The 22,278-nt window shown below is 27.4% G+C and carries 21 protein-coding genes and 3 tRNA genes; 5 read left to right on the forward strand and 19 right to left on the reverse strand.

Annotation, left to right across the window (positions count from 1 at the left end; all coding sequences use genetic code 11):
- Positions 1-154: 154 nt before the first annotated feature.
- From Q0K19_RS07285 to Q0K19_RS07305, 5 genes are all read right to left on the reverse strand, one after another.
- Positions 155-1,435: a CDP-glycerol glycerophosphotransferase family protein gene (locus tag Q0K19_RS07285; RefSeq protein ID WP_297246781.1), complete on the reverse strand. Its 1,281-nt coding sequence runs from the start codon at positions 1,433-1,435 to the stop codon at positions 155-157.
- Between the two features lie 282 nt (positions 1,436-1,717).
- Entirely contained in the window at positions 1,718-2,908 is a 1,191-nt protein-coding gene (locus Q0K19_RS07290; RefSeq protein ID WP_297246783.1) for an acetate/propionate family kinase, read from the reverse strand.
- 164 nt (positions 2,909-3,072) lie between these two features.
- The gene (locus tag Q0K19_RS07295; protein WP_297246785.1) at positions 3,073-3,387 is read right to left on the reverse strand and encodes a hypothetical protein; all 315 of its coding nucleotides are present in this window, start codon (positions 3,385-3,387) and stop codon (positions 3,073-3,075) included.
- Between the two features lie 18 nt (positions 3,388-3,405).
- Positions 3,406-4,662, reverse strand: a complete 1,257-nt coding sequence (locus tag Q0K19_RS07300; RefSeq protein WP_297246787.1) for a peptidase M30 — start codon at positions 4,660-4,662, stop codon at positions 3,406-3,408.
- An 18-nt stretch (positions 4,663-4,680) separates the two neighbouring features.
- Positions 4,681-5,901 carry a peptidase M30 gene (locus Q0K19_RS07305; RefSeq protein WP_297246789.1) on the reverse strand — a complete coding sequence of 407 codons (1,221 nt, stop codon included), beginning with the start codon at positions 5,899-5,901 and terminating at the stop codon, positions 4,681-4,683.
- A gap of 202 nt (positions 5,902-6,103) precedes the next feature.
- Here Q0K19_RS07305 and Q0K19_RS07310 point away from each other — a divergent pair, with 202 nt between their 5' ends.
- Together Q0K19_RS07310 and Q0K19_RS07315 are read left to right on the forward strand one after the other, a co-directional pair.
- Entirely contained in the window at positions 6,104-6,877 is a 774-nt protein-coding gene (locus tag Q0K19_RS07310; protein WP_297246791.1) for a CAP domain-containing protein, read from the forward strand.
- Positions 6,878-6,898: 21 nt separating this feature from the next.
- Positions 6,899-7,309 carry a biopolymer transporter ExbD gene (locus Q0K19_RS07315; protein ID WP_297246793.1) on the forward strand — a complete coding sequence of 137 codons (411 nt, stop codon included), beginning with the start codon at positions 6,899-6,901 and terminating at the stop codon, positions 7,307-7,309.
- Positions 7,310-7,408: 99 nt separating this feature from the next.
- Here Q0K19_RS07315 and Q0K19_RS07320 read toward each other — a convergent pair whose 3' ends face one another.
- The 6 genes from Q0K19_RS07320 to Q0K19_RS07345 form a co-directional block, all read right to left on the reverse strand.
- Positions 7,409-9,367, reverse strand: coding sequence for an ABC transporter ATP-binding protein (locus Q0K19_RS07320; protein ID WP_297246795.1), 1,959 nt, complete (start codon positions 9,365-9,367; stop codon positions 7,409-7,411).
- 71 nt (positions 9,368-9,438) lie between these two features.
- Positions 9,439-10,128, reverse strand: a complete 690-nt coding sequence (locus tag Q0K19_RS07325) for an ABC transporter ATP-binding protein (protein ID WP_297246797.1) — start codon at positions 10,126-10,128, stop codon at positions 9,439-9,441.
- Complete coding sequence (locus Q0K19_RS07330; RefSeq protein WP_297246874.1) at positions 10,121-11,416, reverse strand: ABC transporter permease; 1,296 nt, start codon at positions 11,414-11,416, stop codon at positions 10,121-10,123. The genes Q0K19_RS07325 and Q0K19_RS07330 overlap by 8 nt, the downstream gene beginning before the upstream one ends.
- Positions 11,417-11,564: 148 nt before the next feature.
- Positions 11,565-12,638, reverse strand: coding sequence for a tetratricopeptide repeat protein (locus tag Q0K19_RS07335; protein WP_297246799.1), 1,074 nt, complete (start codon positions 12,636-12,638; stop codon positions 11,565-11,567).
- 156 nt (positions 12,639-12,794) lie between these two features.
- Positions 12,795-13,301, reverse strand: a complete 507-nt coding sequence (locus Q0K19_RS07340) for a dihydrofolate reductase (RefSeq protein WP_297246801.1) — start codon at positions 13,299-13,301, stop codon at positions 12,795-12,797.
- Entirely contained in the window at positions 13,298-14,098 is an 801-nt protein-coding gene (locus Q0K19_RS07345) for a thymidylate synthase (protein ID WP_297246803.1), read from the reverse strand. The genes Q0K19_RS07340 and Q0K19_RS07345 overlap by 4 nt, the downstream gene beginning before the upstream one ends.
- Before the next feature lie 251 nt (positions 14,099-14,349).
- Between Q0K19_RS07345 and Q0K19_RS07350 the strand changes: the two genes are divergently transcribed.
- Positions 14,350-14,703 carry a hypothetical protein gene (locus Q0K19_RS07350; protein WP_297246806.1) on the forward strand — a complete coding sequence of 118 codons (354 nt, stop codon included), beginning with the start codon at positions 14,350-14,352 and terminating at the stop codon, positions 14,701-14,703.
- Positions 14,704-14,739: 36 nt separating this feature from the next.
- On the forward strand, positions 14,740-15,000 hold the full coding sequence (locus Q0K19_RS07355; protein ID WP_297246808.1) for a hypothetical protein: 261 nt from the start codon (positions 14,740-14,742) through the stop codon (positions 14,998-15,000).
- 22 nt (positions 15,001-15,022) lie between these two features.
- On the opposite strand, the gene Q0K19_RS07360 is transcribed toward Q0K19_RS07355, so the two are convergent.
- Positions 15,023-15,103, reverse strand: a tRNA-Leu gene (locus tag Q0K19_RS07360).
- A 52-nt stretch (positions 15,104-15,155) separates the two neighbouring features.
- Here Q0K19_RS07360 and Q0K19_RS07365 point away from each other — a divergent pair.
- Positions 15,156-16,907 carry a YhjD/YihY/BrkB family envelope integrity protein gene (locus tag Q0K19_RS07365; protein ID WP_297246810.1) on the forward strand — a complete coding sequence of 584 codons (1,752 nt, stop codon included), beginning with the start codon at positions 15,156-15,158 and terminating at the stop codon, positions 16,905-16,907.
- A gap of 775 nt (positions 16,908-17,682) precedes the next feature.
- Here Q0K19_RS07365 and Q0K19_RS07370 read toward each other — a convergent pair.
- From Q0K19_RS07370 to Q0K19_RS07400, 7 genes are all read right to left on the reverse strand, one after another.
- The gene (locus Q0K19_RS07370; RefSeq protein ID WP_367172150.1) at positions 17,683-18,210 is read right to left on the reverse strand and encodes a leucine-rich repeat domain-containing protein; all 528 of its coding nucleotides are present in this window, start codon (positions 18,208-18,210) and stop codon (positions 17,683-17,685) included.
- Between the two features lie 11 nt (positions 18,211-18,221).
- Positions 18,222-18,650: a hypothetical protein gene (locus Q0K19_RS07375; RefSeq protein WP_297246812.1), complete on the reverse strand. Its 429-nt coding sequence runs from the start codon at positions 18,648-18,650 to the stop codon at positions 18,222-18,224.
- Positions 18,651-19,024: 374 nt separating this feature from the next.
- Positions 19,025-20,656, reverse strand: coding sequence for a chaperonin GroEL (gene groL / locus Q0K19_RS07380; RefSeq protein WP_297246814.1), 1,632 nt, complete (start codon positions 20,654-20,656; stop codon positions 19,025-19,027).
- Positions 20,657-20,843: 187 nt separating this feature from the next.
- Positions 20,844-21,062, reverse strand: a complete 219-nt coding sequence (gene rpsU, locus Q0K19_RS07385; protein ID WP_012669718.1) for a 30S ribosomal protein S21 — start codon at positions 21,060-21,062, stop codon at positions 20,844-20,846.
- A 20-nt stretch (positions 21,063-21,082) separates the two neighbouring features.
- A tRNA-Met gene (locus Q0K19_RS07390) sits at positions 21,083-21,156 on the reverse strand.
- Positions 21,157-21,189: 33 nt separating this feature from the next.
- Positions 21,190-21,262 (reverse strand) — tRNA-Met (locus tag Q0K19_RS07395).
- Between the two features lie 55 nt (positions 21,263-21,317).
- The gene (locus Q0K19_RS07400; protein ID WP_297246819.1) at positions 21,318-22,253 is read right to left on the reverse strand and encodes a hypothetical protein; all 936 of its coding nucleotides are present in this window, start codon (positions 22,251-22,253) and stop codon (positions 21,318-21,320) included.
- Positions 22,254-22,278: the final 25 nt, after the last annotated feature.

The following is a 22,278-nucleotide window of genomic DNA, read 5'->3' on the forward strand; positions in this document are numbered from 1 at the left end:
CTTGCTTGCTTGCTTGCTTGCTTGCTTGCTTGCTTGCTTGCTTGCTTGCTTGCTTGCTTGCTTGCTTGCTTGCTTGATACAAGCAAAATTAGTAAAACAATAATTTAAAGTATTCATTTTGTTATTATAAATAGATAATTAAAAAAAATCAATATCAATTTAGTTCTGTAAGCATTTTGCTTAAAACTAAAGCTCCATTTCTAGCTGCTTCACCTCGGCATTTATAAGCTTCATCTTTTGCTTTTATAATATTATCTTTTAATGATGTATTAGTAATAGTATCATTAAGTATATCTGCAATATTAGCAAAATTATTCTCATCTAAAGAAACAGTTATTTTAGGTAAAGTTTTTAATGTCCAAGTTTCTTCTTTTAATTCAACGGCATCATATCCCCTTTTATCAAAATTAAAACTAGGGATTATTGTAGGTTTATCAAAAAGAAAAGCATAATCCAATATTACGCCTGAAAAATCGGATATCATAACATCAGCTCTTGATAATGAATAAATATTATCTCTATTAAAATCCCACTCTATATTTGTATTATTCTTATATTTAGTTTTTAATCTTTCTAGCATATCTTTTTCTACTATACTGGATTGAGGATGAGGACGTATAATAACATAATATCCATTTGACAAAATAGGATCAATAATTTTTTCACCAAATCTTTTAAGAAGTCCATTCATACCCCAAGAAGGAGCTATCAAAACTGTTTTTTTATTTTCTACTTTGGTGATTGATTTTGAAGCTTCCTCCTTCTTTTTATTAAGTTCATCTAAATATGTACTTCCTATAATTTCCAATTCTTTTACTTTAGTTTTTCTAGTTTCTTCTAATTCTCTTATATCTGGTATTTGATTCTCACCATTTAATAATACTGCATCAAAAAAATCTAAAGAATATAGACAGTACATAGAAGCTTCGTTTGGTGCATGAAATATATGTACATATTTCTTTACACCTTTAGAACGTTTTAACTGAAATACATCTAAATTAGGAGTTGTCATTAAACAAATATCTGCTTCTATGAAATTTAATTTAGCATAAGCTATATTGCCTACACCTATAAATTCAGTATGAAGCAAATCATTTTTTATTTCAAATATAGGATCATCTTCACTTGAACTATAGTATATTACTGGTATTTCTAATTTTATTAATTCTTCTATAAGGGGCTTAAATACATTACAATATCTTTTATCTTCTCCATAAATTATTATTCTAGCTTTTTTAGAGGCCTCTGTTTCTATATTTTTGCTTTTAGAAAAAGACATAGTTTTTAATTTTATCAAGAGAGCTTTTGATAAAAAGAAAAGTGTTCCTATTATTCCAAAAAGTGCTGAAAAAAGTAAACTTCCTGTTCCAGGATCTATATACCCAAATACATTACTTTGAAATAATATAAATAATGCAAATATTGTAATTAACATATTCATTCCTAATAAAAATTTAATATTAATATATCATAAATTATATAATATATAAATCTAAAAATCAAATTAGTTTATAAAAAAATATACTATATTCACAATTCATACAAATTGACTATATACTATTATTAAGAAATTATTTTATCAATCTTTAAAACAATAAATGTACATTTGACAATTTTAGTTCTCATATACTTAAAAAAGACTTTACAAAAAAAATAGGGCATCTTAATAATCAATTAAGACACCCTAATATAAAAATGTTTATATAAACAATTATTTTTATTTTAAAGCAAGATTATAAGTATCCATAGCTATTGCTTTTTCTTCATCAGTAGCTATAACATAAAGTTTAATAGCCGCTCCATCTTTTTCAAAATTAGCACAGCCTCTAGCTTTAGAGTTTTTGTCAGCATCGCATTTAATACCAAGCTCATCTAAACCTTCAAGTATTCTTCCTCTGATATAAGCACTATTTTCACCTATACCGCCTGTAAATACTATACCGTCAAGATGTCCTAAAGCAGCCATATAAGCACCTATATATTTTTTTACTCTATAGCAGAACATAGTAATAGCAAGTTCAGCTTTAGGGTTAGTTTTAGCAGCTTCTTCCAAGTTTCTCATATCATTGCTTACGCCGGAAACACCTAAAAGACCGCTTTTTTTATTTAAAATATTATCCATTTCTTTTGCAGATAAATTTTCTTTAGCCATAACAAAAGTAGGAACAGCAGGATCCATATCTCCAGATCTAGTACCCATTACTAAACCTTCTAATGGAGTTAAACCCATACTAGTATCAATAGATTCTCCATTTTTAACAGCTGTAACACTAGCACCATTTCCTAAGTGGCATACTATAACATTAGCATTAGGTTTGTTAGTTACTTTACAGAATTCACCATAAACATATTTATGAGAAGTACCATGGAAACCATAACGACGTATTTTATATTTATCATACCATTCATGAGGAACAGCATACATATAAGCATAATCAGGTATTGTTTGGTGGAAACTAGTATCAAAAACACCTACCATTTTTACATCTTTTAATATCTCTTTACAAGCACTTATACCTTGTAAACCAGCTGGGTTATGTAAAGGAGCTATATCACAGCAAGCCTCAATAGCTTTTATAGCTTCATCAGTGATTAATGTACTTTTGTTGAAAGCCTCACCGCCATGAACAACTCTATGACCTACAGCAGATATTTCACTCATATCAGCTATAACACCAAATTCTTTGTCTGTTAAAAGTGAGAAAATTAATGACATACCTGCTTTATGATCAGCAACTTTCTGTTCTATTTTTTTCTCTTTTCCTTTTTCTACAGCAGTGTGTTTTAAAGCACTTATTTCTTCGCCGATTTTTTCCAAAAGTCCTTTAGCTAAAACTTTTGCTTCAGGCATAGCGAATAATTGATATTTAATACTTGAACTTCCTGAATTTATTACCAATACATTCATAAAATGACTCCATAGTTTTGATTATTTTATTATTATCTTATTATACCATACTCCGTATATTTATCAATGAATTTTTACTTTTTATAAATAAATAAAGGCTTTAAATATTTAGATATATTTAAAGCCTTGTAATTTACTTTTTATTATTATTTATTCTTTCTTTTTTATTCTTTTTTTTCTATCCACATAATAGTATATATGTCAAATGATTTGCTTCTGTCGGCAAGCCATATAGTATCTTTCTTTACTTTAGCTTTTATAGTCATATTTTGTCCTACATACTTAGCGTATTCATCGAAAAATTTCTTATCGAAATAATAATCTCTCTCTTCTGTAGTTATAACTATCTCTGGAAATATAGCTGTACCTACCATTCTAATAGTACCAGTAATCTCCTGTTTCTTAGCAAAAAGCAAAAAGAAAAAAACTAACATAAAAACATAAGAATATTTTATAATGCTTTTGTAAATTCTTTTCATTAATTCTCCTTTTATAAATTAAAATTCTTTAATTTTACCGTCTTTATCAAACAATATATGTCTGTATTTAGGTATATAAGGCTTATCATCTTTACTAACTGTTTTATACATTCTTGATGCCTGTATTAATTCTATTTTAGGAACATCTATATTTATATGAGTAGGACTACTACCTACATAAGTATCTTTATTCAAAGCTAATTCCAAACCGCTTGATAACTTTCTTGTTACTAAATTATCTGACGAACTCAAAGTACCATTATAAGCTACTATTGCTCCAGGATATAAATTAACATTATTATTCTCTTCTTGTTTTTCTATATTAGCTCCTTCTACCTCTCCGTTAGCTACTCCTTCAATCCATTTTAATAATAAATCATCCCAACTAGATGCACCTGTAAAACTTACATTATTTAAAACTCTATCATAATCCACTAATGATGAATATTTTGCTATATTTTGGAATACAGAAGAATTTTTACCACTTTTTTGATAAAGCCAATTCATAAATACTGAAGCTGATGGATAATTAGCAAATATATATTTACTATTAGGATTATTAGGGTAAACAGATTCAGATGGAAGATTCCAAGTATAAAAACAATAATATCCAAGTGTTGCTTTATTAAATTCATTTATTCTTGAATCAGCTGTAGTTTGGCTGAATAACAGAGATGTAGATTCTGAAAGAGCTTCATTAAGCCAAGTTGACATTTGTCTGCCATTACGTATATAATTCACATTAAAATTAATCAAATGCTGAAATTCATGCTGTATAGTTCCAGACATATACTCAGGATATTTATTAACCATTTTTATATCCATATATAATATTTCAGCATTATTATTCCTATTCAATATCAAATCTAGTCCATAAAAATAACCATTACCTATAGAACCTGAATAGCTAGCATTCAATTCCAATAATAAAATTATAATTTTACCATTCTTATCAACATCTGTATGTTCTCCGTATATTCTTACTTCTTCAGCATAATTATCATCAAATACCTTTGCTATATAATCTACACTTTCAGGCTTATATCCTGAACCAGCCATAACATATACAATCAATTTATCATATTCTGCTACTTTATAAAAATCATAAGGTTTATTTCCTTGCTCCTTATAATCTGCTTTAAATGTTTTTTGCCCCATGCTATTATTAGGATATATTAATCCATCTATTGACTTTGCAGGATTTGTAACATTGTTCTTGCCGCAAGAAATTACAGATAAAATTAAAATAATAATTGTACAAAATATTTTTTTCATAATTTTACACTTTTTTTATTAATATTCTTTAATTTTACCGTCTTTATCAAACAATATATGTCTGTATTTAGGTATGTAAGGCTTATCATCTTTACTAACTGATTTATACATTTTTGATGCCTGTATTGATGATGCTTTAGGAACATCTATATTTATATGAGTAGGACTACTACCTACATAAGTATCTTTATTCAAAGCTATTTGTATTCCATCCGGCAAATTTTTTGTTACTAAATTTCCAGATGCCTGAATGCTTCCGCTATAAGCTACTGCTGCTCCTGGAAATAATGATACAGTATATCCGCCTTTCTGAATTTGTAAATTAGCTCCAGCAACTTCATTATTTTTTACTCCCTCAAGCCATTTTAATAATAAATCATCCCAAGTAGATGTACCTGTAAAACTTACATTATTTAAAACTCTATTATAATCATCTAATGATGAGTATTTTGCTATATTTTGGAATACAGAAGAATTTTTACCATTTTTTTGATAAAGCCAATTCATAAATACTGAAACTGACGGATAATTAGCAAATATATTTTGTAAAGGAAGATTCCAAGTATAGAAACAATAATAACCTTGCATATTATTAAATTCGTTTATTCTTGAATTAACTGTAGTTGGGCTGAATAATACAGATGTAGATTCTGAAAGAGCTTCATTAAGCCAAGTTGACATTTCTCTATTGTTTTGAATATAATTAACATTATAATTAATCAAATGCTGAAATTCATGCTGTATAGTTCCAGCCATATACTGAGGATTATCATTAAGCATTTTTATATCCATATATAATATCTCAGCATTATTATTTTGATTCAATATTAAATCTGCTCCATAAAAATAACCGGTAATTACTCCGCCTGAATAACTGGCGTTCAATTCTAATAATAAAATTATAATTTTACCATTCTTATCAACATCTGTATGTTCTCCGTATATTCTTACTTCTTCAGCATAATTATCATTAAATACCTTTGCTATATAATCTACACTTTCAGGCTTATATCCTGCTCCATCTTGTAAATATATAATTAATTTATCATATTCTGCTATTTTATTAAAATTATAACGTTTATTTCCCTGCTCCTTATAATCAGCATAAAAATATGCTCTTCCCATACTTCCATCAGGATATGTTAAAGAAGGATCAAGACTTACTCCTAAAATATTTGCAACTTCTTGACAAGATGACAATACTACTAATAAAAATAGCATCAAAAATATTTTCTTCATAAAAGTTTTTTCTCCAAATTATATAAATAATAGTAATACATAAATAATATCTAATACTAATTAATAATCTAGTATATAAAACAAAAAAAGTCAATAAAAAAATAATATTATTTTTTCATTTATTTTCTTTTATTTTTTACAAAATCATTATAAAATTAGATTTATAATTTATATAATTTTAAAACATTTCGGAGATTAAAAAATGAAAAAATTAAGTTTCATAATAATGTTCATATTTTTATCAACTTTAATAGTCAGTGCTAATACTATAGAAGATGAAGTATTAAGACTAATCAATTTAGAAAGAAGTAAGGAATCGCTTCCTCCTCTTCCAAATAATCAAAGACTTCATTCTTTAGCATTATATCATGCTGATAATATGGCTCAAAAGAAATTCTTTAGTAATACAGATTTAGACGGTTTAGATTCAAAAGGAAGACAAGTAAAATTATATCCTGAAATGGTAGGAAATATAAGTGAAAGTTTGCATAAGTTAGATGTTATTCCATTTACTGATAAAAAAGCAGCTGAAAGCATTGTTAAAGATTTGATGAAAACTCCTGACAGTAAAAAGAATATATTAAGTAAAGAATATAATGCTATAGGAGTTGGTGCTGTAAAAAGAGGTGTTGGTGTTTATACTACTGTAACATTTGCCAATATAGTAGCTGAATCTGTTGACTTCTCACCTACAGCTAAATATGAAAGTGAAATAACTGCAAAATATAGAATATTAAATGGTGCTGCATTTACTGATTTTAAATTGGCAGTTGAAATGGCTGATCCTGAAGCTAGAATCACAGGAGATGATGGAAAAACATATATAGGAAAAGTAATATATGATGTTAAAGATATGGGTAACTCTATATTAGGAAGAACTTTCAAAGCTGAATATGGAAAAGGAGATTATAAAATTTCTATACTATATAAAGGTCAGCATTTCTTAAGTAATGTAAGAACTATAAAAGTAGAATAATAATTTAGCGATAAATAAATAATGAAGTTTAGAAGAAGATTTAATATAAAAAGCGGAATAGATTTAACCCCCATGATAGATATAGTATTTAATTTACTTATATTTTTCATGGTGGGTTCAACAATCATAGTTACACCTCAAATAGAAATAAGTTTGCCTAAATCCACATCGGCTGTTGGATCTGAAAAAAATGATACTGTAGTAATAAGTATATCAAAAGACGGACAAAAATATATAAATGGATATGTTTCTGAAGATATAGATGCTGATCTAAAAAAATTAGCAGAGACAGAAGGAGAATTGGAAAAGCCTGTAGAGATACGTTCAGATCAAGATGTAAAAACTCAAGTCTTAATATCTGTTATAGACAGTGTAAAAAATGCCGGATTTACTAAACTTAGTATAGCAACTGAAGATCAAAATAAAAACTAAATAATCTTTCTTATTTAATTTTTTAATAAAAAAGCTGTTTTAATAATTAAAGTTTATTAAAACAGCTTTTATTTTATACTCAACGATTAAAATTAATATTTATTCATCTCTAAATTGCAATGAATATAGATATTGATATTTTCCGCCTCTTTTCATTAATTCATTATGAGTACCGGATTCTGTTATTTTACCATCTTCAACTACACATATATACGTAGCATTTTTTATAGTAGAAAGTCTATGAGCTATAACAAATGTAGTTTGAAGATTAATAATTTCATTCAAAGCCTTTTGAACATACATCTCACTTTCAGTATCTAATGCACTAGTAGCTTCATCAAGTATCAATATAGAAGGTCTTTTTACTACGGCTCTCGCTAAAGCTATTCTCTGACGCTGACCTCCTGAAAGCATTACACCTCTTGGTCCTATATGAGTATCATAACCATTAGGTAATTTCAAAATAAACTCATCAGCATGTGCTATTTTTGCTGCTCTAACTAACTCATCATCTGTAGCATCAGGATTTGCATATAAAATATTTTCTCTTACAGTTCCATAGAAAAGAATATTCTCCTGAGATACTACTCCTATTTGATTTCTTACACTTCTTGTATTCAATTCATTTATATCAATACCATCAAATCTTATAACCCCTTCACTTGGAGTAAATAATTTTGGTATCAAACTTATCAAAGTAGTTTTACCGCCGCCTGAATTACCAACAAAAGCAACTACATCTCCTTTCTTTACATTAAAACTTACAGGTCCCAAATGAAAAGGCTGGGCATCACTTCTTCTTGGATATTCAAAATGAACATTTTCAAAAGTAATTGAATGCTCTATAGGCTTCATTTGTTTTTTAGTAGGATCATCAACATTTTCAGCTGGTAAATCTATAATCTGAAATACTCTAAGAGCTACCATCTTAGTTAATTGCAAATTCATAAATATACCTGATAAATCTCTGACAGGAGTTGATATATTAAGCATATAAAGTAAAAATCCCCATAAAAATTCAAAAGGCATTTCCCCCTTGAATATTAAAAATCCGCCGTAAGCAAGTATTACAAGCATAGCAGCTATCATTACAAGTTCTGTCATAGGTCTGTTAAGAGAAGTAAGTAAACTAATTTTTCTCATTATATTTATTAATTCGCCGTATAAACCTCTATACCTATTAACTTCCTGATCTTCTTTAGAAAATATTTTTATAACCTCTATACCTCTTATATCTTCCTGTATAACGGAAGTAGTACTTCCTAAAAAATTTTGCTGTGCTGCTATTCTAGTTCTTATTAATTTTGAAACTTTATCTATACCTAATCCTATTAAAGGTGCAGCTATGAAACAAGCTAAAGTAAGCTTAACATTTAAAAGAAGTAATACAGCTAAAGTAAGTATCAATGTTAATGGTACTGTTATCATATTAGGTAATGTACCAGATAAAAACCCCTCTATTGTACCAGACTCATTAATAACCCTACTCATCAAATCACCTTCTTTCTCCTGTTTAAAATACGCTATATCAGTATTAAGAAGTCCTCTCATCATATCAGCACGTACATCTTTACCTATTTCCTGAGCAGTAAAAGCAAAAAGAAAAGTTTTTACATAATCAAATCCAACTCTGAATAAAACATATATAAAACCTATAATAATAATAAATGCAAATTGTGCTATTATTACAGGATTTTCAATAACATTACTGCTTAAAAACTGCTGAGTTAAATCTTTAGTACTAAAACTACTAAATTTTTGAGTTAAATCAGCAACTAAAGGTATTTTATCTAATAAATCAACTCTCTTTCCTCCAGTAATTGATATCGCTAACTGACCAAAGAAAGGAGGCAATATATTTATTATTGTGTATCCTATACTTAAAAGGAAAGAAGGTATAAATAATTTCTTATGTCTCATAGCATAAGAAAGCATTCTTCTATATGGATGTTTTTCAACTTTTGAATAATATTTTTGTATATGTTCTTCTGTAACAGCTCCATAATCAAAAGGTCTTTCATCTTTTTTAAAAAATTCTTTTACTTTTTTTATAAGCATAATTTTATATTCCTAATATAATTTTATATTTGTTTATTAATAAAATATTCTATATTATAATATTTTATATTTCAATATTCCATTAAATTTTCACCGTATTCTAAACGTAATTTTCTATCAGCCATATTGGCAATAGAAACAGAATGCGTTACAATTATTAAAGAAGCATTACTTTGTTTTGTCATACTCCATAATAATTCTCTTACCACTTCAGCATTCTTTTTATCCAAATTACCTGTAGGCTCATCAGCTAATACCACGCTAGGCTTATTTATCAAAGCTCTTGCAATAGCAACTCTCTGTGCCTCACCTCCTGAAAGCTCACCTATTCTATGCTCCATTCTATCTTTTAAACCTACAGTTTCAAGAAGAGCTTCTGCTTTTTGCCTTGCTTCTTTTTTATTATATTTAAGCATTAAAGATGGTATCATGACATTTTCTAAAGCACTAAACTCACCAAGCAAATTATGAAACTGAAAAACGTATCCAAGCGAACTATTTCTAAAATGTGCTAATTGCCCTTCATTCATCTTAACAATATTATTGCCTAATATATCTATACTGCCTTCAGTAATATCATCTATTCCGCCTATTAAGTTTAAAAGAGTAGTTTTTCCGCTTCCTGATTCTCCTGTTATGGCAAGTATTTCATTTCTATAAACTTTTAAACTTATTGATTTTAATACTTCTACCTTAGGAGGTCCTGAATATGTCTTTTTTAATTTTTCTATATTAATTAGAACTTCTTTATTATCACTCATATCTAAGCACCTCCGCAGGTTTGTATCTGCTTGCTATATAAGCCGGTATTATAGCAAATAAAACAGAAAGTAAGAATGAAATACTAGCAACCATAATAACCTGAGAAGCATGTATTATTGAAGGAAGTCCTCCGCTTACATAATATATATCTGATGGGAAGAAGTCTGGAACTATAGGTATTGATATTCCTGCACTTATTTTTGAAGGAATAAACCAAATGATATTAACTATAAACTGCATTATAATTCTAAGTCCTTCTAAAGCCTCATTGACATAATTAGCAAGCAATATACCGAATATTACACCGAGTACAGTACCTATTAAACCAATTATAGCTCCCTCCAAAAAGAAAACTTTAGCTACATTTGAAGGTCTTAAACCCAATGTCTTTATTATAGCAATATCTCTTCTTTTATCTTTAACAAATATTATCTGGCTTGATGCAATATTCAAAGCTGCTATTAATATTATAAAAGACAGTATCAAAGCAAGCATCAATTTTTCTGTATGCAAAGCCTGAAAGAAATTTCTATCAAATAGCATCCAAGGCATAACATTATAAAACTCTTTTAAATCTGTATCAATCTTTTTGGCAACCTTATCTGCATCAAAGAAATTTCTTACCTTTACGGCAACTCCAGTAACAGCATTATCATAACCAACCATTTTCTGACCTGTAGTAAGCGGAACTATTACCATTCTGCTGTCATATTCATAATAACCTGTTTTATAAATACCTTTAATAGTGAAAGTAGTCTTTTGAGGTTTGAATCCTCTCTCAAAACTTCCTGAAGCTGAAATTATATCTATAGTATCGCCAATAGATAAAGCATAATCTTTTGCCATTTCAGAGCCTATTAAGGCATCATTAGTATTCATATTTTTGTTATTGCCTTCAACAAAATTAAAATACTTAATGAAATCTTTATCTGTTGTGAATATATTATCCTCAAATGAACGCACTGTTATAAGAGTGGTAAAACCATAAGAACGCATTATACAAGGCAAAACTATATAAGGATAAGCACTTGTTATTTCCTTATTGCCCATTATATTATCAACAACATATTTATAATCTGTAAGCGGCTGATCGCTGTAAGCACTGATATTTATATGTGCTCTCATTCCGAGTATTTTATCTCTTATATCATCCTGAAAACCATTCATAACTGAAAGAACAGTAATCATTACCATATCTCCAACTAATATTCCGAGTACACATATAATTGTAATAATTGAAACAAATGAAAATTTCTTTTTGGCTCTCAAATATCTGACGCCAAGCATTAACTCTAATCTCAAACTATCTCCTTAAAAATTAAAAAATTCATATCAATACAATTTTGAATATTATATATTATATATAATAAATTTAAACCTATTTTGTTAAAATGTAATAAAACTTTTATGATCATAATTAAAAAATAATTTACAGTTATTTTTTTACAAATAGAAGTTTAAACTTTGAAATAATTTTTAGCAGAAATGTTTTTATATTATTATCAGACATATTAAAATCTTTAAGAGCATTATTATAATCTTTTAATTTATATTTGCAAAATCCTCTATAGTAATATATTTTTTTATCAGGATTACTATGTTCTATATATTCATTAAAATCTTCTAAAGCCTCTCTATAATTTTTTAATTTTAATTTCACCTCTCCTCTTTTACAGAAAGCAGGATAATAATTAGGCTCTAATTCTAAGCATCTGTTAAAATCATACAAAGCACATTCATATAATTCTAATTCTAATTCTGAAAGCCCTCTATTATAATATGCCTTAGAATAATTTTTATCTAATACTAAAGCTTTATTAAAATATTCCAATGCTTCACTATGTAATTTTAAATCCTGTTTTATTATACCAATATTATTATAAGCATGTACATTTTTAGAGTCTAATTCTAGAACCTTATTAAAATACTCTAATGCTTCATCATAATTTTTTAAATTATATTTTGATAATCCTATATTATAATATGCTTTAATATAATTATTATCTAATCGTATAACTTTATTGAAATATTCTATAGCTTCTTCATACATACCCAAATCATTTTTTATCAACCCTATATTATTATATGTATGAACATTAGGAGAAATTTCTATGGCTTTAATATAATATTTAATTGCTTCTTCATACATTCCCAAATTATGATTAGCTAAACCTATATTATTGAAAGCCTGAATACATCTATCATCTAATGATAAAGCCTTTTTATAATAATCAATAGCTTCCTCATATTTGCCTAAATTATGCTTAACCAATCCTATATTATTGTAAGCATTAACATATCCAGAATCAATACTTATAACCTTTTCAAAATCGGAAATAGCTTCATCGTACATTCCTAAACTGCTTTTAGCTAGTCCCCTATTATTATAAATCTCAACACTATCCCCATAATAGAAAATCAATTTATCAAAATATTCTAAAGATTTTTTATAATCTGCACTGCCAAAAGCTTTATTGGCTAATTCCAATAAATTATCTATACAATTCATAATAACCCCAAATATTAAAGCTATAAAATAGTTTACAGCTTAGTACAATATATTAAAAAATAATAAATACCCTAACCATAAAGAATATATTTTAATGTACCCGTAAAAATTGTATAATAGTTTTTATATTTTTCAACTATTTTTATAAAATTATATTTATACTAAAGTTCTAGTATATTTTATTATATTTACATTGATGTCATTATGAAAAAAAGTTTTTAATTTGCTGGATTGAAATAAATTTGCATCTATTTGAGGAAAAAATCTGTCGCAATTATAATCTTTATCTATATGAGTGAGATATATTATATCAGCATAATCTAAAGACTTTTTATAAATTGATTCTCCGCCTATAATGAATATCTGATTATTCTTTTCTAATAATAATTTAGAAATAGTATTCTCAAAAGATGATTCATAAAAAAGATTATCATACTTTTCTAGAAGATCATTATTTATACTAGAAGATATAACAATATTTTTTCTATTAGGAAGAGGCTTTGAACCTAAAGACTCAAAAGTAACTCTGCCCATAACAACCGTATATCCAGTAGTTGTGCTTCTAAAGAACTGCATATCTTCTTTTACATGTCCCCAAGGCATAACACCATTTAATCCTATACCATTTTTAGAATCAACTGCAGCAATTAATGAAACTATCAAACAGCCACCTCCGCTTTTATAGTTGGATAATATTTATATCCTTCTAATCTAAAATCTTCATAAACATGGCTGAATATATTAGGACGATTTTCTATAAACAATTCTGTTGTTTGATTGAAAGGCTCTCTTGAAAGCTGAGTCTTTACCTGTTCTATATGATTATTATAAATATGTGCATCTCCGAATGTCATTATTAATTCTGAAGCATGAAGTCCGCTATGCATGGCTAAAAGCCTTGTGAGTATAGCATAAGAACTTATATTAAAAGGAACTCCCAAAAACAAATCTGCAGATCTTTGATACAAATGCGTAATTATTCCTCCTCTGCTATTAACAGAAAACTGACACATCATATGACATGGAGGAAGATGCATCTGATCAATCTCACCTACATTCCAAGCATTCAAAATGATTCTTCTGCTTGTAGGATTGTTTCTTAAAGTATTAACTATATTTGATATTTGATCTATTTTATTACCTTCTTTAGTTTCCCAAGCTCTCCATTGCTTTCCATATACAGGACCAAGCTCTCCCATATCGTCAGCCCATTCGTCCCATATATGAACATTATTTTCTAATAAAAATTTTATATTTGTAGAACCTTGTAAAAACCAAAGCAATTCTATTATAACACCTTTCATAAAAACTCTTTTAGTAGTTATGATTGGTATTTTATTTCCTTCAAATTTAAATCTTAATTGAGGCCCGAATATTCTTCTTGTACCTACTCCTGTTCTGTCTTTAGTTTCTTCACCTTCTTCTAATACTTCTCTTAATAATTCTAAATAGTTCTGCATAAATAATCCTAATATTTTTTATTACATAATTCCATAGTATGTTGTTACAGAATCACTATTATATATGTTTAAAATATTTTATCAATAATCTATTTTACATTTTCATTGCATATAAAATCGATTTATATACATGAACTATAATTATATTTTTTAATAGTATCTATCTAATATATTTTATTTTTACGCACTTATTTTTTATTTTATGATAATTATTACGATACTATATATAATACTAAATAAAAGGACTGCTCATGTACAAAGTATTAATATTATTATTATCATTTTCAATAATTATATGTTCATGCCAAAAAAAAGAAATTATCAGTATAGAAAGAGGCGTTGTAGATTATAGATTTGTGGGAAGCTGGCAATTAATAAACGGAAATGAAAAATACACTTTTTTCAATAATAATAAAATAGAATACACAAGCAGTAATGGTCAGGAAAAAAAGATTTATACTTATGAATGGAAAAAGGAAGGCGACAACTATTATTACAGATTATGGAATAATGAGCTTGATAGCTGGTCTGATTTCCCAATAAAGTATATTAATACAAATACAATAAAAATATACTCAGACTTCTTTAAAAAATCTTATATTTAAGATATAATATAAAAAACTATCAATGGATATATAAAAGTGGATTTATTAGTTATTATATTTCTCATAGCTATTATAATTATATTTATTTTAATGTTTGGAATACTATTTTTTGTATCAGGCATAGGGAAAATAGTAGATTTTATATCAATGATAATATTCAGAAATCATGAAGACTGTCCATTTTGTAAATGTAAAAACTCTATGAGAATTATAAAAACTTCAACAGGTTATAAAAAAGTCTGTAATAAATGTAAGTTTTCTGTAGAAATTGATAATAATAAAAATGATGGGGAATAAATGATGTTGATATATAAAAGATTACGAGGGGAGGGAATCGAACCCTCATGCCTAGGGCGCTAGATCCTAAGTCTAGTGCGTCTGCCAGTTCCGCCACCCTCGCTTAACGTTTATATATTGTACATTATTTAATTTTTTTTTGCAAGAAGTGTTATATGGCTAAAATTCAAAAAATTAAAAATTTTTTCAAAAAATTGAAGATTTTTTTCAATGAAGAGATATATTATACAGATCCTAAATTATTTAACCCTATACAAAAGTTTTTTCTCAACTCTTACAGAATAGTAGTATTCGCTGTAACAGACTTTTTTAAAGATGACTGTACAATAAGAGCAGCAGCTTTAACATATCTTGTAACATTATCATTCATACCAACATTGATAGTAGGACTTTTTATATTAAGAATATTCAATATATATCAGAATATATTTGTTTTTATATTTGATTGGATGGAAAAAAATGCCCCATTCTATGAGCCTATGGTGAGGCAAATATTAAATATAGCTGATAATACCGATTTAGCTAGTTTTGGAATCATAGGTATTATATCAACTATAGCAAGTGTTGCATTAATACTTCATAGCATACAAAGATCATTAATAAAAATATGGCGTGTAAAAATTAAAACTTCTATACCAAGAGTAGCAGCTAATTACATTGCACTATTATTTTTAATACCTATACTTATTGGTATATCATTTACTTTAATTACATATACTTCAATAAGCCTGCATAGCCTTCCTGCATTAATCAAAATATTATTATCTTGGGTTACTCCTATAATATCTACTTCCTTATTGGTATTATTCTTATATGTATTAGTGCCTCAAACTAAAGTTAATTGGTCTAATGCTACTATATCATCTGTATTGGTTGCAATTGCCATAATAACTCTATTCAGTGTATATTTTAAACTTAATATAGATGTAAAAAATTATAAACAAATATTTGATAATGATAAGTACAAAATAGAATATTTAGTTAAAGAAATAAATACTGCAGATCAGCAAACTAAGATTATAGAAACAAATAATAATATTACTGCCGATGATAATAATATAGAAACGATTAACGATAATGAAATAAATACAAATAAAAATATGCTTCAAAAAAATCAAAAAATTGATGTTGATAATATATCAAGCATAAAAATAGAAAGAATAAGCTATGCTATTATACAAAATGTCGGAACAGGTATAGGTGCTACAACTTATGAAAAAGAACCTTTAGAAACTAATATGCTTGAATTTTTAACTTTTTCACCAAATGTATCAGAACAATTATTAAAATATAATTTTCAAATAGATGATATAGTTACAATAAGCAGCGAAAATAATATGCTTACAAGTATAATGCCTGCTGAATTATCTTCTGCTAGTTCTTTTGCTCAAATACCTGTTTTGCTATTATTACTATATATAGTATGGCTTATAATGCTATTCGGAGCTGAACTCACCTACTCCATACAATATTTCAGATCCTATGGAGTTGATAAAAACAGTATTAAATTGTCATTTGCTGAAAAAGAGCTTATAGCATTAGAATTTATAGATATAATATCATATAGATTTATAAAAAGAAAAAAAGCTATAACTATGTATGAATTAGCTAAGGAACTTAGAACAGCTCCTACTATCATTACTGAAATATCCGAACCATTGGAAAAATCAATGTATGTCATAAAAATATCCAATGGACCGAATATATCATATTCTTTAGGATGTCCTCCGGAATCTATCAGTATAGGAGATATTTTATATGCTCTTAGAATGGAAGGAGGATTTAGAAATAAAAGCATAAAGTCAGATGACAAGTATAAAAATTTACTATATAAGAATAAAGAAATATCAAGAAAGGATTATAATACTAATTTCTTAGATATATTACATCAAAAAAATCGTAAATAAAAAATATATAACAAAAAACTAATAATATTTAACTTTAATAAGTTATATTTACTATTATAGTTATATAATACGTTTGGAGTAAAATTAAGAGAAATATTATAAAAGACATTAATAACTTGATGTTTAAATTTTTACTTCCATTTTCAACTTTTTTATTTATAGCTATATAATTATATCATTGATATATAATCCTATATAAAAAAGGTCTATAAATGTTATGCATAATATAAAAATAGATATATCAAATTGGTTATTAATAGAAATTATCAAATCATAAATAAAGTTCTAATATAGAAAGAACATATAAGTAATTATCTTCTAATATAGAAGCTTTTGTATTTGAAGTATCCAATATAACAAATGTATAGAAGAAGATGAAAATATCACTAAAATAAAAATAGCAGTTAACTCTTTAAATAATATTACTCAAGAGAATTCTTATATGGCTCAGGAAAGTGCTAATCTCAGTAAAAATGTATAAGAAAAAATAGAGGCGATGCTAAAAGATTTAGAGTATTTTTCATTAGAATAAAATATACTTGTTTAAAAACTAAATTAAAAAATATTTATACTGATTATTTTTTAGTGTTTTAAATTTTATAATTGAAAAACCTACCTACACATAGTGTAAGCAGGTATAGGCAGATTTATACATTAAAATCAATTATTATAAAATATATGAAACATTAATATATCTAAAATCATATTGAAAATTAATCAACTAATTTTGAAATAACTCTATTATACAAAACAGTGCCACCAATATATTAAAATATCATTGTTTTTCTCTTCCTACATAAGTAAAATTAGCGTTACCAAAAGTGTCCCAATTAGAATCATCCGGATTTATAGCATTAGGTACTATTAAATTTTTAAGTTCTGGGCAATTATAAAAAATATCTTTATCCAAAAATTTTATATTATTTGGAGAATCACCATAATAAATTATAGTTGTTAAATTTTCACAGTCATCAAATGCAAAGGCAGCTATTTCTTTTACAGAAGCAGGTATAGCAAATTCTGTTACTGCTGATAATTTATGCAATGTATATGTTGGTAAATATTCCAATGAAGAACAACGAGATGTATCAATTTCCTTTAGGACATCGCAATACCCAAATATAAGTTCTTCAATACGTTTAATTCCCTTACCTAAAGTAATTTTTTCTAACATACCACAATCAGCAAAAGCAATAGTACCTATTTTTGTTACAGAATCTGGTATTACTATTTCTTTTATAGCACAATTACACTGGAATGCACTTTCTTTTATAGCTGTTATTTTGTTTTCCGGGAATATAATATTATAGAATACTAAAAATAATCATTTTTTTCGGGATCATAAGCGTTAAACATATATTCTGGTAAAGTTCCATTTATAAAATTGATATATCTAAGATCAACATCTATAGTTATATTCTTAATATCCATTTCAGCTAAAGCATTTTTTAATGCTACTTCCACAGTATCAGCATAATCATCACTAAGACTAAAAATATATTCTTTAGGAGTTCCAGTCAATATTATTCTATATGAACCTGTTTCCTCAAAATAAGCTTTTAATTTTTCTTTTATTTCCTGCTTTAATTCTTCATATGGTAAACTTACATCTATGCCATATTTTTCTTCTTCTGTAAGCGGATGCCAAACTTCGTCCCCATTATTGTTAGAAGATGTAATATTATTAGCACATGGCAGCAATATAAATAATGATGCTAATATTAATAAACTTTTTTTAATCATCAATATTTACTCCATAAAATACAAAAGATATTTATAATATAACAGAGAGTAAAAAAAGTAAAGTCATTTATCATATATTTTTTAATTATAATTCTTTAAAAACTAAATTAATAAATATTTATACTGATTATTTTCTAGTGTTTAAAATTTGTAATTTGCCATGTGAAGCATATCTGTAGTAAGTGCGTTTATAACAATTAATGATACAACATATAAGCCGCTATTTTATAGTAAAAATTATATTGATAATTATTAAGTACTTTTGAAGCAAGTCTAGTATAATTAATAAAAATAAAGCCCCAGTAAAAATACTGAAGCTTTTTTATATAAACTTAATTACTATAATTTATATTTTCTTTTATATAGGCTATTTATTAATACATACCGCCCATTCCGCCGCCAGGCATTGGAGGCATTGGTTTTTCAGGTTCAGGTATATCAGTAATAATAACTTCAGCAGTTAATACTTGGCTAGCAATAGAAGCAGCATTTTGTAAAGCACTTCTTGAAACTTTAGCAGGATCAATAATACCAGCTTTTAACATATCAACCCATTCATTAGTAAGAGCATTGAAACCCATATTGCCTTTTTGTTTTTTAGCTTCAATAGCAACAACAGAACCATCTAAACCAGCATTTGTAGCGATCATTCTGATAGGCTCTTCTATAGCTCTTTTAACTATATTAACACCAACTTGTTCATCAGGGTTTTCTACAGTTAAAGATTCTAATTTATGCTGAGCATGTAAGTAAGTGATACCGCCGCCAGGAATTACTCCTTCTTCAACAGCAGCACGAGTTGCAGATAAAGCATCTTCTACTCTAGCTTTTTTCTCTTTCATTTCTACTTCAGTAGCAGCACCTATATTGATAACAGCAACACCGCCAGAAAGTTTAGCTAATCTTTCTTGTAATTTTTCTCTGTCATAATCGCTGTCAGTTTCTTCTATTTGTTTTCTAATAGTAGCTACTCTGCTTTTAACATCTTCTTTACTTCCAGCACCTTCAACAATAGTAGTATTTTCTTTATCTACAGTGATTTTTTTAGCTCTGCCTAATTGTTCGATAGCAGCATTTTCAAGTTTCATACCTAAATCTTCACTGATAACTTGTCCGCCAGTTAAAATAGCTATATCTTCTAACATAGCTTTTCTTCTATCACCAAAACCAGGAGCTTTAACTGCACATACATTTAATACTCCTCTCATTTTGTTTAATACTAAAGTAGCTAAAGCTTCATTTTCAATATCTTCAGCAATAATAATGAAAGGTTTTCCTGTTTGAGCAATTTTCTCAAGTATAGGAAGAAGTTCTTTCATATTAGAGATTTTTTTGTCATATATAAGAAGTAAAGCATCTTCTAATTCAGCAGTCATACTGTCGCCATTAGTTACGAAATATGGAGAAATATAACCTCTGTCAAATTGCATACCTTCAACTAAAGAAAGGCTAGTTTCTAAAGATTTAGCTTCTTCAACAGTGATAACGCCTTCTTTACCAACTTTTTCCATAGCATCGCTGATTAAAGAACCTATTTCTTTATCATTATTAGCAGAAATAGTAGCAACTTGAGCGATTTCTTCTTTACCTTTAATTTGTTTAGCTTCAGATTTGATGTATCCAACTATTTCGCTAACAGCTTTTTCTATACCTCTTTTAATAAGCATAGGATTAGCACCGCTAGTTACATTTTTCAAACCTTCTTTTACCATAGCTTGAGCTAAAACTGTAGCAGTAGTAGTACCGTCACCTGCAACATCATTAGTTTTAGTAGCTACTTCTTTAACTATTTGAGCACCCATATTTTCAAATGGATCTTCTAATTCTATTTCTTTAGCGATAGTTACACCATCATTTATTATAGTAGGAGGACCGAATTTTTTGTCTATTACAACGTTACGTCCACGTGGTCCTAAAGTTACCTTTACGGCATTAGCTAAAGCATCTACACCTCTCATAAGGGCACGTCTAGCTTCTTCATCAAATAATAGCTGTTTTGCTGCCATATATTTTCTCCTTTTCAGTATTATTAAATTAAAATTATTATCATTTATTAAACTTTTAAAATTATTTCATTTTAAAATTGTGAGAATTATACATTAAATAATAAATATTTTCAAGTATATATATTAACTAGATTAAAAAAAAGCACTGATACGAAATATCAATGCTTTGAATAAAAAAACAGATAAATTATAACAAACCAAGTCTGCGTTCTTTTTTGATTTTTCTTTTCATTCTCTTAAGAGCTTTTTCTCTTTGAAGTTTTTTCTCAAGAGAAGGTTTTTTATAGAATTGTTTTTCTTTAAGATCCTGTAAGATGCCTTCATTTTCACAAGCTCTGCGGAATCTTTTAATAACGCTTTCTACTGGTTCGCCTTCGTTAGCGAATACTCTTACCAATTCACTCACCTGCCTTTTTATAAAATTATTAGCGGCGAAGGGACTTGAACCCCTGACACTGCGGATATGAGCCGCATGCTCTAACCACCTGAGCCACGCCGCCAAAACAATAAGCCTAAGTACTATTTTTGGCTATTAGCGGGGGCAGGACTTGAACCTACGGCCTTTGGGTTATGAGCCCAACGAGCTACCAACTGCTCCACCCCGCGATGTCTATTAAATATTAAAGCATTGTACATGTTTTTAAAAAAATGTCAAGCATTTTTATATAAACTTATTCAAAAACTCTTCTGGTTTTTCATTTTCTCCTGACTCAAATAAGCCTATTATGTACTTATTCACAAATATTTTCTCTTTTTTCACCTTAGTTTCAGAAAACAAGCCCTCTTCCCTTAACTTTGATAATAATCTTGCCGCTTTATCTCTTTTCCAATCAAATATTTCCATTAAATCAACTATTCTTATATAAGGAGTAATAAATATAATAGAAAATACATTAGAATCGGTCAATTTCTTAAAATTTTTATTAAGAAGCAATTTATTTTTAAGTACTAATAAATTTTTATGAACAAAGCTAATAGTATCTACAGCATATAAACATATTCCTCTTAAAAATTTTAAATACCTTATTATAGACTCTTTATCCGAAGCTCCATTCATACTGGCTTCAAAAAACTGATAAGGATATAATATCGGTGTATCTAATAATTTTAATTTATATGAATATATATTAAATATAACACGGCATATTATAAAACTGCTTTGATACTCTTTGACATATTCATAAGATATTTTCTGATAAACTAATAATTTTAAAATAGGATCTAAATCCAAATTATCTATATAACTAATATCTTCATCGTATTTTTTATCAATGACAATATCATTCCCCTCTAATAAACTTACTATCTCTGATAAAACTGCTGAATTATATTCTCTATCTAAAAACTCTTTTAATATACCAAACTCTTTATGTTTAGAATGATATTCTTCTAAAATACCATACGATATCATACCAATATCTTTATATTCATAATGATTTGCAGGATTTAGTATTAAAGATAATATACTTAATAAATACTCTGAATTTTTTAATGATATACAAGACATTCTGAAATTATAATAAGCATGCCAAGTTTTTGCTAATTCTTTTAAAATATCAATATCATCAAATATATTTATATCAAACCTATTACACATAGCGATATATTAACATGAAAACATT

The organism is uncultured Brachyspira sp. (assembly GCF_944393015.1).
Classification (GTDB): Bacteria; Spirochaetota; Brachyspiria; order Brachyspirales; family Brachyspiraceae; genus Brachyspira.